Genomic DNA, 16,557 nt, shown 5'->3' on the forward strand with positions numbered 1-16,557 from the left:
CGCGCGCCTCTGTGGTTGCTGCGGCGGTGATGATACTGGCTGACGGCGATCTGGATCAGGCCGACCCAGGTATCGTAGAACGGATCGTCGCCCGGCTGCTCCTTCCAGTACTCCTCGAGCAGCTCGTGGCATTCGAAGTAATCGCGGGTGACATGGAATTCGATCAAGTATTGTATATAATCGTCCGGGTAGATCCGGATGGCGGATACGTACATGAGGCGCTCCTTTCGATGCTGCAGGCAATCCTAAAAAATACTTAAAAAAAATTGAAACTTTCATCTATCTTAGACGTAATTGATGAAGAAGGCAACGACCTTGCAATAAAACCTACCAGGAGGAGAAACCCTACATGAAGAAAAGCATCTTAGTCATGATCGCATTCACGCTGTTCCTGGCGTTCGGCGCGGCCGACATCGCCGACGCCAAGCGCGGCGGCGGATTCAAGTCCCCGAAGCAAAGCATCACCAAAACGCCAAAGCAATCCGACTCGGCGTCCAAAAGCGACTCTGGCTCCACGTCGAGCGCGCGCAATAACACGGCCTCTACTACGGGCGCAGGCGCAGCCAAAAAGCCTGGATTTTTCAGCGGCGGCAGCCTGATGAAGGGTCTGATGATCGGCGGTCTGGCCGGTATGCTGTTCGGCGGTCTGTTCGGCGGCATGGGCTTTTTCGGCGAGATGCTCGGACTGCTCGTCAACGTATTCGCTATCTTCCTGCTGATCGTCGCCGTACGCGGCATCATCCACTACTTCCGCAACAATCGCAGAAGAGTCGATGACCAGCGGAGACCTTACTGATCATGCTTCGCCTGTCGATGGATGAAGTCATCAACGCCGTCTGCTATCATCTCGCCGATCGTCGCCGCGTCGAGCCGACGGACGTCGAGGTGCAGTTGGCATGGGACGAGGACACCGGCTTCACCGCAGAGGCTTGGGTACAGGGACGATCCCAATACCTGATTGAGGCCAATCTGCTGGAGGCGATCGAGCAATACATGTACAACCATCACAACCGTCGCATTTTCCGCTCTGCCATCAAGCTTGATCTCGATGACGAGATCTTCGCGGAGATTGCCGATCATTGATCTGCTGCGAGAGGGTTGGTCAGATTTAGCAAAGCAACAGGCGGTGCCGGGTTATCCTGGCATCGCCTATTTTTGTGCTACTTTATTATATGCCCTGCCTTATTATATGCTTCCCGCATCTTATTGCTTCTATCGGTCCGATACGCCTGCGCCGCTCTCCCGTCTCCGCTTGGCCCGGTACTGCTGCGGCGTGACGCCGACGACCCGCTTGAACAGATTGGAGAAGCTGCCAAGGCTCGTGTAGCCGACGCGCTCGGCGATCTCGGTTATTTTGTACTCCGTCTCCTCCAGCAGTCGCTTGGCCTCCTGCAGCCGCTCCTGGATGATCGCGTCCCAGAGCGAGAGACCCGTCTCCTTTTTGAACATCCGCGACAGATAAGCCGGGTTCAGGTAGACATGCGCCGCCAGCTCCTCGCGCGTGATCTCCTCGTCCAGATGGGCCCGGATATACGCCCGGATCTTGGAGACGGCTGTCGACGACACATTGTTGCTCGCTCGCAACAGCTCCCCGGCGGCCTCCAGACAATGCAACGTCCAGCTGTCGAGCGCGGACAGCTGCTTCGGATAGCTCTCCTTGTCGGTGAGCGACTTCAAGGCAGGCGAGTCGTTCAGTCGCAGCCCCTTCTTGGCCAGCAGCGTATAGACGATGAACAGGACGCCGCTGACGAATTGCTCCATCGACTCCTTGGTCCAGCCAACCGCCTGGCTATCGAACCACTGGCGTACCCGACGATGCAGCTCCTCCTGCTCGCCCAGCTCCAGGATCGTCGCCCATTCGGTGAACAGGCTCCACGGGGCAGACGCTGGCGTCGGCTCGCGCAGCCGGTCCAGCGGACTGCTCGCGGTGAACACCTGCCGATTGCGGCTAATGTTGCGCTGCTCCTGCCCGGTCACCTGCGCATAAGCGCCGACGATGCCGGGCAGCGGCACAGCCGGGCTGATGTAGACGGACAGCGAGCATTGCAGCAGTCGCTCGCATTGCTCGAGGAAGCGGCCGCTGTTATGCTCTAGCAGACCGGCGATCGGCGGACGGTCGCCCCGCTCGTAGACGATCGCCAGATTCAGTCCGGCATGGTCCAGCAGCACGACGCCCTCCAGACCGTCCAGCACGACCTCGCCAGCGATATTGCGCAGCGCATACTCCATGATCGTCTCGTCCCGCGCGCTCAGCGCCATCGCCCATGACTCGAGGCCGAACAGGACGACGACGAAGCGGTCCTCCGGCTCGAAGCTGAGGCCGCAAGCCGCGAGCGCGCGGTCGAGCGAGCCGGGCTGCAGCGATTCCCGCCGGCTCAGCACATCCTGCCAGAAGCGCTCGACCAGCACCGGCAGCTGCTGATTCCACTTGTGCTGATAATCCTCCAGCAAGCCCTTGTACGTCTGCTGCTCCTTCAGCCTGCGGACCTCGTCAAAGGCGTCCCCGGCGACCTTTTTCAACTGACCATAGTCAACCGGCTTGAGCAAATAATGGAAAGCGCCATGATGGATCGCCCGCTGGGCATACTCGAAATCGGCATGGCAGGTCAGCATAATCGTCCGCGTCGCCGGCGAATGCGCCTCCACCCAGGACAACAGCTCCAGGCCGGTCTGCCCCGGCATCTCGATATCGCAGATGAGCAGATCGATCGGCTGCTGCCCGAAGCAAGCGATCGCCTGCTCGACATTGTCGGCCAACTGAACGTCATCCACCTCCAGCTCCTGCCAGTTCACCCCCTGCTGCAAGCCGAGCAGGGCAAAATATTGATCATCTACGATCAGCACCCGATACATCGCCGCTTCCTCCTTCCCTTTGTACAGGCAAGATCAACGTCACCTCGCCGCCGCCCTGCGGCCGATTGCCAAACGATAGCTTCGCCTCATCTCCATAGGTCATAACGAGACGCCGCCGCACATTCCAGACGCCCAGTTGGCGATCTGTCGGCTCTCTCTCATAGATGCCGCTGTTGAGCAGCTCCAGCTGCTCGTCCGAGAAGCCTGGTCCCGAATCCGACACCCGAATCGCCGCCTCGCGCTTGCCTTCCGCCGATATGCGCTCCTCCACCTCGAGCGCCAACTCGAACGGATTGGCATTGCTGACGAAGCCATGCTTCATCGCATTCTCGACGAACGGCTGCACGAGCAGCGGCGGCACCAGCATCTGACCGAGCGCCTCCGGGACATGCTCGCGGAAGCTTAGCTTGCCGGGGTACATCACCATCTGGATATCGATATAGTTGCGGATATGCCCCAGCTCGCTATGCAGCGGGATCCATGCATCGTTCGTATTCATGATGAAGCGGAAGTACGAGACCAGATGCCGCACCATCTTCTGGCTGAGCGCCAGCTGCTGGAGCTCGACGAGCTGGTAGACGATATTGAGCGAATTCATAAAGAAGTGCGGATTGATCTGGGCTTGCAGATGCTTGAGCTCGGCGTGCTGCACCTTCATCTGCTCCTCGTAGACGCCGATCTTCAGATCGCCGATCTGCTCGGCCATCCAGTTGAACTGCTGGGTAATCGTCTGGAACTCCTTGGACTTCTCCTCCTTCAGTCGATAGTCGAGATGGCCCTTGCCGAGCAGCCGCATCCCGCTCATCAGCGTATGGATCGGCCGGAACACGAGTCGGCTCAGCATGGCCAGCAGCAGCGCCAGCAAGAGGATAACCGCCAGCGGGATGAACTGGATGACCCGCTCGAACAGCAGCAGCTCGCTGAGCAGCACCTTCTCGTCGAGCAGGATAACGACATGCAGCGGCGAGAAGATCGACTGCCGTCCGAGGACGAGATAGTTGTTGCCGTCGCTGAGCGGCAGGATGCTGCCGCGCGTGCCGGTCTGACTCTGCAGCAGGCCGAGGATGCCTTGCAGATCGGCATTGTCAAACTCACCCCACAACAGCTCGCTGTCCTCGGAGATGATGCCAATCCGCTCGCCCTTGCCGGTCGACTCCAGCTGTGTCAGCGGCTGGGCAAGCGCATCGATGCTGACCAGGATGCCGATCAGCAGCCTGCCGCTCTTGTCCGGCACCGCCTTGTACAGCGCCGGCTCGCCGCCGACGGTGACGATCTCCCACTTCATCGAGGTCGGCAGGCTATAGCTCTCCAGTTGGGTAGCCAGCCCCTCCCGTATCGCGTCCCGCTCGCCATAATACTCGCGGTTGCTGCTCAGATACAGCTCGTCCCGCTGCTGGTGATAGACGAAGACGGTGCGGATGATCGAGTAGTAGCTGACGTCGTTGTACCATTGATCCATCAGCTTGCGCAGCGACACATAATAGCTGACGCTGTCGGGATCGCTGACCGAGTACAGCTCCAGCAGCAGACTTTCGTTGGCCGTGCGGGTCAGGTAGGTGCCGGTCTGATCCAGCAGCTCGTCCAGCGTGCTCAGATGGAGGGCCAGCGTATCCGAGGCGTAGCTCGACACCTGCTCGCGGACGATCGTACGGGAGTAGATATTGGTATAGTACAGGAAGAGTATGATCGGGATGACCAGCAGCAGCACGAGCACGCTCACTTTCAATCGCAGGGACAGCTTGTTCATGCCTTCCTCCTTATGCATCTATTGTTCAGACCGACAAAAGGAGGAAGACCTCTCGGTCCTCCTCCACCCTGGCCTGCCCCGACAGCTTGCACATCCGCCGCAGACAGGTTGGCGTCGTCCTTTTTAGGACTGCTTCGCCTTCCATTCGTCATACTGCTTTTGCGCCTCGGCGCGAATTTTCTCGATGCCGTTCGCTTTCAGCTTGTCGTTGTACTCCTTCAGCACCTTGTCGGCGTCCAGTGTACCGGTCTCGAGGATCGGACGATATTCCTTGACAATGTTGCTGATGACGGACACTTCCGTTTTGACCGGCTCGGTGTTGAAGTTAAAGCCAAACGACTTGACCTTGTGCGCGCTCTCATTGTAAGCCTTGAACTTCTCCCACTTGTCCGCGCTCTCCCCCTCCCACAGATACGTAAGCGTCTGGTTGCCGAACATCCACTCGATGCCTGGCGCCCAGCCTGTATCGACGCGGCTCGCTACGCCCTCAGGCAGACGGATGAAGTTGTCCTGACCTTCGACCTTCTCATACTGACGGCCTTCAACGCCAAAGTCAATCAGATTGACCAGATGCGGATCGGTATGGAGCAGGTTCAGCAGCATCATCGTCCGCTCCGGATCGACGGAGGTGCGGCCGATCGCCATCATCGAGTTGCTGACGCTCGCCGTGCTGATCTCCGGCTCATTGCCTTTGAGCTTCACCAGCTCGATGCCGGTTGCGAGCGAATCTTCCTTGTCCGAATCCGGCTTGTCGGAGCCGAACTTCATCCACGTTTTGCCTGCCTTGAGCGCATCCTCAGCGCTTGTTTTGGTCGTCGCGGCATCCTGATTGATGTAGCCTTTTTTGTACCAGTCATGATAGAGCTTGATCCGGTAGATCGCTGCATCCGACTCCATCGTGCTGACGACCATCTTGTCTTCCTTGGTGTCGAGCAGGATGACTGCCGGCGCGCCCGCCACCAGCTCATAGCGGAAGTTTTCGGCCATGCTCACCTTTGTTTTGTCAAAGTAGCTCAGCGTATCTGAGCCGCTGCCGGCCAGCCAGATCGGCGCGATGCCGGGCTCGTTTTTCTTGATCGTCTCCAGCCATGGCTCGATGTCCTCCAGCGTGTTGATCGTGTTGACGTCGAAGCCGTATTTATCGATCAGTTCCTTCTTGAACATGATGGTATGGCTCTCGCCGATCTCCTTGTTGGTCGGGATCGCATATATCGTCCCGTCGACCGTGCCGCCCTCGAGGAAGCGCGGATCGAGCGTCTCCTTGATGCCTTGACCGTACTTGTCCAGCAGCTCGTCGAGCGGCAGGAAGGCGCCTTTGGTGACATTGTTGGCGAAGTCGGCCCAGTTCGGCGCGAAGGTCAGGTCGACCTGCTCGCCCGATTGGTACGCCAGCGTCATTTTCTCCGCCCACGAGGACCAAGGCAGACCCTGGAAGTCGATTTCGGCATTGATTTTTTCCTTCAAGTATTTGTTGATCTCGTCGACGACTGCTTTGCTGTCCTTTTGCGGGAAGTTGCCGACGGTGTATACCTTCAGCTTGCGGAATTTCGAGATATCTGGCGCGCTGTCTTCGCCTGTCTCGGTTTTGGTCTCGCCAGTTGTTGTAGAGCCGGTGTTTTGGGTCCCGGTCGATCCCGAATTGCTGCTGCAGCCCGCTGCCACGATCGACATCGCCATCAGCAGCGTAACCCCCATGCGCCATCCTTTGACTACTTTCATTGTTTGTGCCTCCCCAATAGATTTTATTATATCCATCTCAGGCCGATAAGCCTAGATGGTATCCATCAGCCCTTGATGGCGCCGACGGTCAGACCCTTCGTGAAGTACTTCTGGAAGAACGGATAGACGAACAGGATCGGTCCGATCGACAGGACAACCATCGCCATCCTTAAGCTTTCAGTCGGTACGGCCTCCTGCACCATCAGGCCGACGCCGGTTCCGGCAAGCTGGTTTTTGAAAAACTCCGCCTGGCGGATCATCTGGATCATCACGTACTGCAAGGAGAACTTGTCGGTGTCGTTGATGAACAGCATCGAGTTGAACCAGTCGTTCCAGTACATCAGCGTCGTGAACAGCCCTACAGTCGCCAGCACTGGCAGCGAGATCGGCAGCACGAGCTGGAAGAAAATGCGCCACTCGGAGGCGCCGTCCAGCTTGCCGGACTCGATCATCTCCTCCGGGATCGTCTGCTGGAAAAACGTGCGGGTGATGAAAATATAGAAGGCATTCGACAACCCCGGCAAAATAAGGGCAATCAGCGAGTCGCGCAGATCAAGATAGTTGATGTACAGCAAGTAGAATGGCACGAGCCCTCCCGAGAACAGCATCGTCACGAGCAGATAGAAGCTGAACAGGTTTTTGAACGGGAAGTCCTTGCGATAGATCGGATACGCGTACAAGGCAATCAGCAGCACCGCCAGCACGCTGCCGACGATCGTTACGGTCAAGGTGACGCCGTACGCCTTGATCAGCGTCGAGGAGTCCGTCAGCATGAAGCGGTACGCGGACAGATCGATCTGATCCGGCCAGAACTTGTAGCCGCCTAGCGTGAGCGCCTGCTCGTTGGAGAACGAGATCGCGACGATCAACAGGATCGGCAGGATGCAGGCGAGACTGAACAGGATAAAAAACAAGTGCAGCAGCACGTTGGCCGGTTTGGATACGCGTTGATACGGTTTGACTACATCAGCTGGTTTCATGTCTTCCCTCCATTCCCTGGCACTAGAACAGCGCCGTATCGCGATTCAGTCTGCGGGCCAGCATATTGGCGCCGATCACGAGGAAGAAACCGACGACCGACTGATAGAAGTTGGCCGCTGAGGACATCCCCAGGTCATTGAGCTGGATCAGACCGCGATAAACATACGTATCGATGACGTCGGTCGTCGAGCGCAGCGCGCCGGAGTCGAGCGTCACATGGTAGAACAGGCCGAAGTCGGAGCGGAAGATGCCGCCCAGGTTGAGGATCGTCAGGATGACCATGACCGGCGTCAGCAGCGGAATCGTAATCTGCGTAATCAGCCGCCACTTCGACGCGCCATCCATCACCGCCGCCTCGTACAGCTCCTCGCTAATGCCCGTGATCGCAGCCAGGTAGATGACGCTGCCGATACCGACAGAGTGCCACATCTTGGTTAGCCACAGGATGTACGGCCAGGCATCGGCGTGCATATAGGCGTTGACGCCCTCGTAGCCGAACAGCGGCAGCACATGCTTCACCAGGAAGCCATACTCGGGATGCAGGAACGCATAGACGATGTAGCTGACGACGACCATCGACAGGAAGTTCGGCATGATCATGATCGTCTGATAGAACTTGGATGTCAGCTTGGCCCGCACCTCGTTGATGGCGATCGCGATCCCAACCGAGATGACCAGCCCGGTCAGCAGGAAGACGACGTTGTAGCCGATCGTATTGACCGTGACGCGCCAGGCATCGGAGGTGGCGAACAGGAACCGGAAGTTGTCCAGCCCCGCCCACGGACTGCCGAGGATGCCGTCGACGTAGTTGACATTTTTGAAGGCGATGAAGATGCCGAACATTGGGATATAACAGTTAATGAGGAAGATGAGCGCTGTCGGCGTCAGCATGAGCAGCAGCACCCGGTAGCGGACGATGTTGCGCAGCAGCAGCCGCCAGCGGCCCGGCGAAGGCTGGGTTGACGGTTCTCTTGGCAGCTTTTTGGCATAAGGTATTCCCATGCGGTTGACCCCCTGTGTCTTTCGGATGAGCTCATTATACCGGGGAATAAGGCGCTTCCTCTCTCTCTTAAGTGACCTGTTTTATCCGAAAGTTACTTGTTTGGCTCTAACGGACAAATCTGCTCGTTAGCAGCGCAAAAAAGCCGAGGGAATCAACTTTTCCCCGGCTAAGCGCTGAATATGACCGTTAAGCGTCATTTTTGACCATTAGAAACTGGGATGGCCTTCGGAGCACTCGCCTTGAGGCTTCCGTAGGTCAGCCGACGCCACAGCCACTCCATCGGACCGAGTCGGAACCGGCGGAGCCATAGCGTGCTGAAGACGATGAAGAAGGCATAGACGCCGAAGCTGATCGCTACGATGCCGACAGGCTGAAGCTGCTTGCCGAGCCCGAACCCGTAATCGAGGAACAGGAATGTGCCGATCACCGAGTGCAGCAAATAGCAGGTCAAGGACATGCGGCCAACCTGAGCCATCAGCATCATCACCTTGCGCAGCTTGGTCGAGTACAGGTACAGCATGGCCAGTGTGGATAGGTAGAACATACAGCCGGCGATGCCGCTTAACTGATTGAGAAAAGTAAAAACGTTGTTGCCGCTCATCCACATATCTTGTCCCGACAGCGTGCTAATGATATTGCCAGCGAGTGTAATGGCAAACGCACAGGCGGAATAGATCCAGAGTTGCGTCCACTGCCGCGTCTTGCTCTCCATGTCCCGGAAGTACCCCTTTTTGAAAAAGTACATGCCGAGGAAAAACATGAGCAGCATCGATAGCACCATGGAGGGCGAAGTTGCAAGCTTGCCGAGGGTGCCGGTGATCCGGTCGCCGACGGAGGCCAAATACGAATCCGCGCCAGGCTTTGGTTGAAGAAATATATCCTTTCCTGGAAAGTCCTTTCCTTTAAAGGAGGAAAAGCTGAACATCATTGCCAGCGGCATCAGAAGATGGACAAGCATGAGCACGCCGCTCCAAATCAGCAGCGTACGAGGACGGCACTGGTAAAATAATAGTAAAACGAAGCCTGCAACTGCATAATACGTAAGAATATCACCTGACCAAATTAGCGTTATGTGCAGCAGCCCAAAAACGAGCAAAAATGTCAGTCTGCGAGCAAACAACAAGCGGGGCGACTCGAAGCGTTGATGCGCTCGTTCCATAAAGATGATAAAACCGACGCCGAATAAAAAAGAAAACAGTGGATAAAACTTGCCTTCCGCAAACAGTTGAACCACACTATTCCATACATCTCCCTCTCCTTGCATGAAAAACCGTGACGGAATGGCAATGAGAAAGTAATTCACAAGAATAATGCCCAGCATCGCAAAGCCTCGCGCGACATCCAAAAAATGAAGCCGCTCCGTCACTGCCAATGGTTGTGTGTTCGAATCCGCTGCTCGATATTGTTCAGCCATCTCTCTCACTTATCCTTTCAATAGAGATCTTTTCCTTTGGTGTCCTACGAGGCTAAATCTAAATCCGAATTCTTAACGGTTTATGAAGGCCAAAACAATTCAGAAACGATTAAGATTTGGGCTGTATAGTAGGGACATCAGCAGAGAGAGAGAGAGAGAGAGAGAGAGAGAGAGACTTAGGAGGTCATTATGCGTACGTTGGATGAAAGCAGCAGTAAACTTAATGAGGACGAACGGATTCGGCGGACAACCCTGAAGCACTTTGCAACACTACTGATCTCGTCAGGCATCCCGAAGCTGGTGCTGGGCTTTGCGATTGGATTAAGTATGGTGAGCGCTCTGGCGGGCCTGGTCGTGCCGCTCGTCACCGGCTCGATGATCGACCAGTTCCGGCTGGAGTCGATTACTGCGGGGATGGTAATATTGCTTGTCTTCTTTTTTCTATTGCAGGCCGTGTCGAGCGGCTTCTCTTATTATTTGCTTGCCTATGTCGGCAGCCGCAGCGTCAATCGCGTGCGCAAGCATCTGTGGGAACGTACCTTGATGCTGCCAATTCTCTTCTTTGACCGCCATCGCTCCGCCGATCTGATGAGCCGTGTCGCCAATGATACCAACGAGATCAAATCGTTCGTAACGGAACACCTGATCGCCTTTTGCTCCAACCTGCTGACGGTCATCGGCGCCGTCGCCATCCTGTTCTATCTGGACTGGCAGATGACGCTGATCATCCTGCTGGCGCTGCCGATCGGCACCGTCATCATCATGCCAATGGGAGACAAGCTCTATGACATCTCGATCAAGATGCAAGAGCAACTGGCCGCCCTTGCAGCGACGCTCTCGCAAGTGCTCGGAGAGATCCGGCTGGTCAAGGCGTCCAACTCCGAACAACGCGAGATGAGGAACGGCGTCGCCAGCATCGACGAGCTGTACCGCTTCGAGATGAAAGAAGCCCGCATCAATGCGATCCTGACGCCGCTAATGACCTTGATCATGATCGTCCTGCTCGTCATCATCATCGGCTACGGCGGCCTCCGCGTCGCTTCGGGGGCGATCACTACTGGAGCCTTGGTGTCGTTTATATTACTATTGTTTCAGATCATGTTCCCGTTCAGCCAGTTCGCCACCTTCTTCTCCAATCTGAAAAAGGTGATGGGCGCCACAGAGCGACTGCGGGTCATCCAGGAGGAAGAGCCGGAGTCGGCGCCTTCGAATAGCCAGCTTCCTAGGCAGCATGAGCGTCTTGTGTTCCGCGAGGTGAACTTTGGGTACCAACCCGGCAAGCCGATCCTGCTCGACGTCTCGTTTACGATACCGGACTGCAAGATTACAGCCCTGGTCGGACCAAGCGGCAGCGGCAAAACAACGCTCTTCTCGCTCATCGAGCGATTCTATGAGCCGCAGTCTGGTAAGATCTATTGGGGCGATACGGACATATCCGCCTATCCGTATGATGTCTGGCGCAGGAAAATCGGTTATGTGTCCCAGGAAAGTCCTCTGCTCGCCGGCACGATATGGGACAACATCGCCTACGGGCGAGAGGACGAGGTAAGCGAGGCGGAGCTTCGGGAGGTTGCGCGGCTGGCCTATGCGCACGACTTTATCCAGGCACTGCCCGATGGCTATAATACGGAGGTTGGCGAACGGGGCATCCGGCTATCGGGCGGTCAACGCCAGCGCATCGCGATCGCCCGCGCGCTGCTGCGCAAGCCGGATATCCTGCTCCTCGACGAAGCGACCGCCAGTCTGGACAGCGACTCCGAGCATGAGGTGCAGAAGGCGCTCCACTACTTGATGCAAGGACGCACCACCTTGATCATCGCCCATCGCCTGTCCACTGTGGTCAGCGCCGATCAGATCATCGTCCTCGAGCACGGCCAGGTGACGGGAGGCGGCACCCACGAGGAGCTGCTGCATCATCACCCCTCGTATACCGCCTGGGCCAACAAACAATTTCATTACGAAAAAGGATGAGTTAACGATGACGAAGCATCGGATATTGATCGTAGAGGACGACCGGGAAATTCGCGACCTGCTGTGGCAATCGCTGAACCGGGCCGGGTACGAGGTAACGGCGGCGGCCGATGGCCGGCAAGCGCTCGAGATGGTGGACGACTCGCTCGATCTGATCATCCTCGACATCATGATGCCTGGTCTCTCGGGAATCGAGGCGTGCAAGCAGATCCGCACGCGCTCCCATGTGCCGATCCTGTTCCTGACTGCCCGCTCCGGCACGCTGGACAAGACCGAGGGCTTGCTCGCAGGCGGCGATGATTATATGACCAAGCCCTTCTCCGAGGAGGAGCTGCATGCTCGTGTGATCGCGCTGCTGCGACGATACAAGGTATACCAGGACAAAAAAGAAGCCGACGAAACGTTCCTGATCGCCGGCAAGCTGAAGGTAAGCGAGCAATTCAACGATGTCTGGAAGGACGAACGTCAAATCGAGCTCTCCGATCTGGAGTATCGCATTCTGAAGCTGCTTATGGGCCGCCGCAACAAAATTTTCTCGGCGCAGAACATTTATGAAAGCGTCTGGGATCAGCCTTATTTCTACTGCTCCAACAATACCGTGATGGTGCATATTCGCAAGCTGCGAATCAAGATCGAGGATGACCCGGCAAAGCCAGTCTATATTCAGACCGAATGGGGACGGGGGTACCGATTTGGCGTATCGTAAATGGACGCTGACGAAGAAGCTGGCGCTGCTCATCCTGATCGCAGCAGCGGTGAGCGGACTAAGCTTCATCCTCCTGCAGGCGGCGAGCAATGTGTGGATCGAACGGCATGTCGAGTCGGACGCGTACGTCAAGCGCAAGTCCGCCGCCTATGCCGCCAAGCTCGCCGAATATGTCGATGCGAACCGACTTGCATCCTCCGATCAGGAGGCGCTGACTGCCTGGATCAAAAAGCAACGCAACCTGATCCTTATGGTCTACAAGGACGGCGAGCTTAGATACGATTCCCTCTTCTATTATGAGGGCGAGACAACCTACCGGATCGAGGTCCAGACCGACTATATGCGAGAGCACGCCATCCCTGTCCGCTTCAGCGACGGCATGGGCAGCGTCATCATCGACGGTTTCTTCTCCGCCTGGTATTTTAATCTTTTCTTCACGATCGAGCTGCTGACCGCCACGGCGATCTTCCTCGGCATCGTGCTGCTCGGCATCCGCCGCAGCCTCGCCTATCTGCGCACGATCAACGACGAGATCCACATCCTCGAGGGCGGCGAGCTCGACTACGCGATGAGCGTGCGCGGGCACGACGAGCTGGCGATGATCGCCGAGAGCATCGAGGAGCTGCGCAAGGCGTTCCTGGACAAGCTGCAGGCGATCGAGGCGCTACAGGAGGAGAGCCGCAGCCTCGTCACCGAGATGTCTCATGACCTGCGGACCCCGCTCACCTCACTGATCATGTATCTGGAGTTCGCCAAGAAGGAAACGGCCCATCTCGCCCCGGAGGCGAACAGCCATATCGTCCATATTGTCAACGCGTACCAAAAGGCGTTGCAGATTAAAAGCCAGTCGGATAACCTGTTCGCTTACTTCCTCCTGGACAAGGAGCAGGCAGTCGAGCCGGAGACGCTGACGGTGCAGGAGGCGATCTACGATCTCGTCTCTGACCTGGGCGGCGTGCTGCAACAGGAGGGCTTCCGCTTGCGTATGAACGGCGAGCTGCCGCAGGTCTATATTACGGTTAATCTCGAAGAGCTGGGACGAGTGTTCGACAACCTGATCTCCAATCTGTTGAAGTATGCGGACCCGCGCGAGGAGGTTGTCCTCTCCCTCGACTATGCGCAAGGTCGGCTCGAGCTGAGGCTCAGCAATGCGATCCGCTTGACAGACGATGCCCCGGTCAGCACTGGCTTGGGCGAGAAGATCATGGCCAAGCTGATGAGCCGCATGGACGGCGAGTTCGATCGCTCGATCAGCGGCAGCACTTATACCGCCATCCTCCGGTGGTGGCCAACGAAGCTGAGCTGAGCGGGGACTCGATAACAATCCGTATTACAGAGCCAGCTTGCGGAACAGATCCTGGAACACCGCATCGCGATGCAGGTAGCGAATATAGCGGATCGGGTGACGCGACGCGTCGCCTGCGAGCCATTGCACCTCGTCCGAGATGCGCGGACTCGGGACGAGCTCGCTCGGGCACCACTGCGGCTCGACGAGCCAGGCGATCGCCGCGAGATCCCAGATGATGCGCGAGTAGCCATAGTGATCGCTGGCACAAGCCTCGTATGTCTCGTACAGATAACGTCCCGCCTCGCCCGTATCCCGCGCATAATCGGCGAGCTCAGACAACGTCGTCTGCAAGTGCGAGGCGACGCCCATACATGGTGCCAGTATGACCGGCGCGCCGCAGTCGAACAGGACTCGGGCGGCATGCACGTCCTGGGCGAGGTTGAACTCGTGGGTATCCGGCCAATGGAAGGCATGCCCGCCGAGCCAGACGACGACGATCCGCTCGACGATGCGCGGCTCGAGCAGGATCGCCGAGGCGATGTTGGTGAGCGCCGCGATCCCGACCACATAGAGCGGGTCGGACGGCTCGGATGCCATCGCCCGGCGGACGAGGTCGCGCGCCGCCTCGCTCTCGACCGGCTGATCCGCTGCCGGCAGATACATCGTCGAGCCGCTGTAGACCGGCAGATCGTCGCGTCCCATCACCTCGCGGATCCGCAGCAGCTCCCGGTAGCTCTTCTCCATGCCGTCCTGCGGACTATCCGACATCGTATTGTAGAACGGCGCCGCATAACATGCCTCGAGCTGGACGCGCTCCGGCGACAGCAGCGCGTAGATGACGGCGAACTGATCGTCGATTTCGTTGAACGTGTCGGTATCCAGCACCATCCGGACCGGCCGTCCGGGATGCTGCAGCTTGCGCAGCAGCGTCTCAGGCGCTAGCTTCGGATAGTCGGGCGTCGGATAGTCGGGCGTCGGGTAGTCCGGCGTCGTCATTGGCCCACCTCCGCGGTCTCAGCAATCTCCGCGAGCCGCAGACGATAGTCGCCCGAGCCGAGCGTCAGCCTCGTCTGCCAACCTTCCCCGCTCGCCTGCTCGCTTACTGCCAGCAGACCGTCGATCCGGCCTGCCGTCCCACCCTGCTCGGCGATCTTCGCCAGCGCTGCCGGCACGAGGAGTTCGGCGGTCGTATTGACCGGCACCGATACCTCCAGCGAGATGCTGCCATCCGCCTCGCGTCGCCAAGCCGAGACGAGCTCGCCGTACATCGTGTCGAGCGTCGCCCGCACCCACGTCAGACGCTCCGTCCACTGCGGCTGCAGCCGGATCGTCTTGTAGCCCGGCTCCTGCAGGTCGATGCCCGCGGCGATCCGGTACAGCCAGTCGCCGATCGAGCCGTAGGCGTAGTGGTTAAAGGAGTTCATCCCGTCGCTCCAGAAGCTGCCGTCCGGCTTGATGCTGTCCCAATGCTCCCAGATCGTCGTCGCGCCCTGGCTCACCGAGTACAGCCAGGACGGATACTCCTGTTGCAGCACCAGATCGTAGGCCAGCTCAGTGTAGCCATACCGGCTCAGCGCCATACACAGATACGGCGTGCCGACGAAGCCTGTCGTCAGATGCGTGCCGTTCGCCCGCACATGCTCGGCCAGCATCGCCGCCGTACGCGGACGATCTCCCTCCTCCAGCAGATCGAACATAAGCGCCAGCACGTAGGCGGTCTGTGTCGGCGAAGCGACCCGACCGGACGGCGTCACGAACTCGCGGCGGAATGCCGCGACGACTCTCCGATGCAGCTCTTGGTACGCTGCGGCATCATCGCTGTAACCCAGCGTCTCGGCGGTACGCGCCAGCAGCTCGGTCGAGTAGGCATAGAAGGCGGTGGCGATCAAGTCGGTTGGCGTCGCGCCAAGCGAGCTGTCCGCCTTGCCGTCAAGCGCCAGCCAGTCTCCATAATGGAACCCGGTGTTCCATAGATATTCCTGCTCGCCTTGGGCGCGGATGTAGTCGACCCATGCCTTCATGCTCGTATACTGGACCTCGAGGATGCGGCGGTCGCCGTAGCATTGGTAGATCGTCCACGGACAGATGACCGCCGCGTCGCCCCAGGCCGAGGAGCCGTAGCCGACGCCCGGGATATCCGGCACGACATGCGGCACGCTGCCGTCCGGCTGCTGGTCGGCCGCGACATCCTGCAGCCACTTGGCGAAGAACGGCGCGACGTTGTAGTTGTATGCCGCCGTGCGGACGAACACCTGGGCGTCGCCCGTCCAGCCGAGCCGCTCGTCGCGCTGCGGGCAGTCGGTTGGCACATCGACGAAATTGCCGCGCTGGCCCCAGACGATGTTGCGCTGCAGTTGGTTGACCATCGCATCCGAGCATTCGAACGTCCCGGTCGGCTTCATGTCGGTATGGACGACGCAGCCGGTGAGACGCTCGAGCAAGCCCTCCGCGGGCAGTCCCTCCACCTTCACATACCGGAAGCCCTGGAACGAGAAGCATGGCTCATACGTCTCCGTCCCCTCGCCCTTGGCGATATACGTCACTGTCTGCCGGGCCGTCCGCAGATTGCCCGTATAGAAGTTGCCGTCGGCATCGAGCACCTCGGCATGCTGTAGCGTGATGGTATCCCCCGCCTCCAGCTCTGCGGCGAAGCGCATCCACCCGACCATATTCTGCCCCATGTCGACGATCGTCTCGCCGCGCGGCGAGGTGAGCAGCGCTTGCGGGCGCAGCTCCTCGACGATACGCGTCGGCTCGCCCTGCTGGGCGATCAGCGTGTCATAGCCGTGCTCGAGCGTCTGCGCCGCCAGCCACCGCGAGGCGTCGAAGCCCGGCTCATGCCAGCCTGGCTCCTCGAGCCGGGCGTCGTACAGAT

The 16,557-nt window shown here is 58.4% G+C and carries 14 protein-coding genes; 5 read left to right on the forward strand and 9 right to left on the reverse strand.

Translation table 11 applies throughout. The features are described from left to right. The coding region (locus PA598K_RS15060; RefSeq protein ID WP_260405419.1) for a DUF309 domain-containing protein at positions 1-215 on the reverse strand (215 nt) is incomplete at its 3' end. 134 nt (positions 216-349) lie between these two features. On the opposite strand from PA598K_RS15060, the gene PA598K_RS15065 reads away from it, so the two are divergent. Together PA598K_RS15065 and PA598K_RS15070 are read left to right on the forward strand one after the other, a co-directional pair. After that, positions 350-796 carry a hypothetical protein gene (locus PA598K_RS15065; RefSeq protein WP_128657760.1) on the forward strand — a complete coding sequence of 149 codons (447 nt, stop codon included), beginning with the start codon at positions 350-352 and terminating at the stop codon, positions 794-796. Between the two features lie 2 nt (positions 797-798). Next, complete coding sequence (locus PA598K_RS15070) at positions 799-1,083, forward strand: YxcD family protein (protein WP_128657761.1); 285 nt, start codon at positions 799-801, stop codon at positions 1,081-1,083. A 129-nt stretch (positions 1,084-1,212) separates the two neighbouring features. On the opposite strand, the gene PA598K_RS15075 is transcribed toward PA598K_RS15070, so the two are convergent. From PA598K_RS15075 to PA598K_RS15100, 6 genes are all read right to left on the reverse strand, one after another. Next, positions 1,213-2,853 carry a response regulator gene (locus tag PA598K_RS15075; RefSeq protein ID WP_128657762.1) on the reverse strand — a complete coding sequence of 547 codons (1,641 nt, stop codon included), beginning with the start codon at positions 2,851-2,853 and terminating at the stop codon, positions 1,213-1,215. After that, positions 2,828-4,600: a sensor histidine kinase gene (locus PA598K_RS15080; protein ID WP_185601994.1), complete on the reverse strand. Its 1,773-nt coding sequence runs from the start codon at positions 4,598-4,600 to the stop codon at positions 2,828-2,830. Before PA598K_RS15080 ends, PA598K_RS15075 begins: the two co-directional genes overlap by 26 nt. Before the next feature lie 123 nt (positions 4,601-4,723). Continuing rightward, positions 4,724-6,319, reverse strand: coding sequence for an ABC transporter substrate-binding protein (locus PA598K_RS15085; protein ID WP_185601995.1), 1,596 nt, complete (start codon positions 6,317-6,319; stop codon positions 4,724-4,726). A gap of 65 nt (positions 6,320-6,384) precedes the next feature. Then, the gene (locus PA598K_RS15090) at positions 6,385-7,299 is read right to left on the reverse strand and encodes a carbohydrate ABC transporter permease (protein ID WP_128657765.1); all 915 of its coding nucleotides are present in this window, start codon (positions 7,297-7,299) and stop codon (positions 6,385-6,387) included. A gap of 22 nt (positions 7,300-7,321) precedes the next feature. Then, positions 7,322-8,302 (reverse strand): ABC transporter permease, encoded by a 981-nt coding sequence (locus tag PA598K_RS15095; protein ID WP_260405420.1) that lies wholly within the window; start codon positions 8,300-8,302, stop codon positions 7,322-7,324. Positions 8,303-8,496: 194 nt separating this feature from the next. Beyond that, on the reverse strand, positions 8,497-9,717 hold the full coding sequence (locus PA598K_RS15100; protein ID WP_128657766.1) for a DUF418 domain-containing protein: 1,221 nt from the start codon (positions 9,715-9,717) through the stop codon (positions 8,497-8,499). A 189-nt stretch (positions 9,718-9,906) separates the two neighbouring features. On the opposite strand from PA598K_RS15100, the gene PA598K_RS15105 reads away from it, so the two are divergent. The 3 genes from PA598K_RS15105 to PA598K_RS15115 are packed head-to-tail and all read left to right on the forward strand — an operon-like array spanning position 9,907 to position 13,700. After that, positions 9,907-11,688, forward strand: a complete 1,782-nt coding sequence (locus tag PA598K_RS15105; RefSeq protein WP_128657767.1) for an ABC transporter ATP-binding protein — start codon at positions 9,907-9,909, stop codon at positions 11,686-11,688. 7 nt (positions 11,689-11,695) lie between these two features. Next, positions 11,696-12,394, forward strand: a complete 699-nt coding sequence (locus tag PA598K_RS15110) for a response regulator transcription factor (RefSeq protein WP_128657768.1) — start codon at positions 11,696-11,698, stop codon at positions 12,392-12,394. Further along, on the forward strand, positions 12,381-13,700 hold the full coding sequence (locus tag PA598K_RS15115) for a sensor histidine kinase (protein ID WP_128657769.1): 1,320 nt from the start codon (positions 12,381-12,383) through the stop codon (positions 13,698-13,700). The genes PA598K_RS15110 and PA598K_RS15115 overlap by 14 nt, the downstream gene beginning before the upstream one ends. A 24-nt stretch (positions 13,701-13,724) precedes the next feature. On the opposite strand, the gene PA598K_RS15120 is transcribed toward PA598K_RS15115, so the two are convergent. Next, positions 13,725-14,678 carry a nucleoside hydrolase gene (locus PA598K_RS15120; RefSeq protein WP_128657770.1) on the reverse strand — a complete coding sequence of 318 codons (954 nt, stop codon included), beginning with the start codon at positions 14,676-14,678 and terminating at the stop codon, positions 13,725-13,727. Further along, positions 14,675-16,557, reverse strand: a 1,883-nt coding sequence (locus PA598K_RS15125) for an alpha-L-rhamnosidase (protein WP_128657773.1), incomplete at its 5' end; no start/stop codon positions are given. The genes PA598K_RS15125 and PA598K_RS15120, both read right to left, overlap by 4 nt.

The organism is Paenibacillus sp. 598K, from assembly GCF_003851045.1.
Lineage (GTDB): Bacteria > Bacillota > Bacilli > Paenibacillales > Paenibacillaceae > Paenibacillus_D.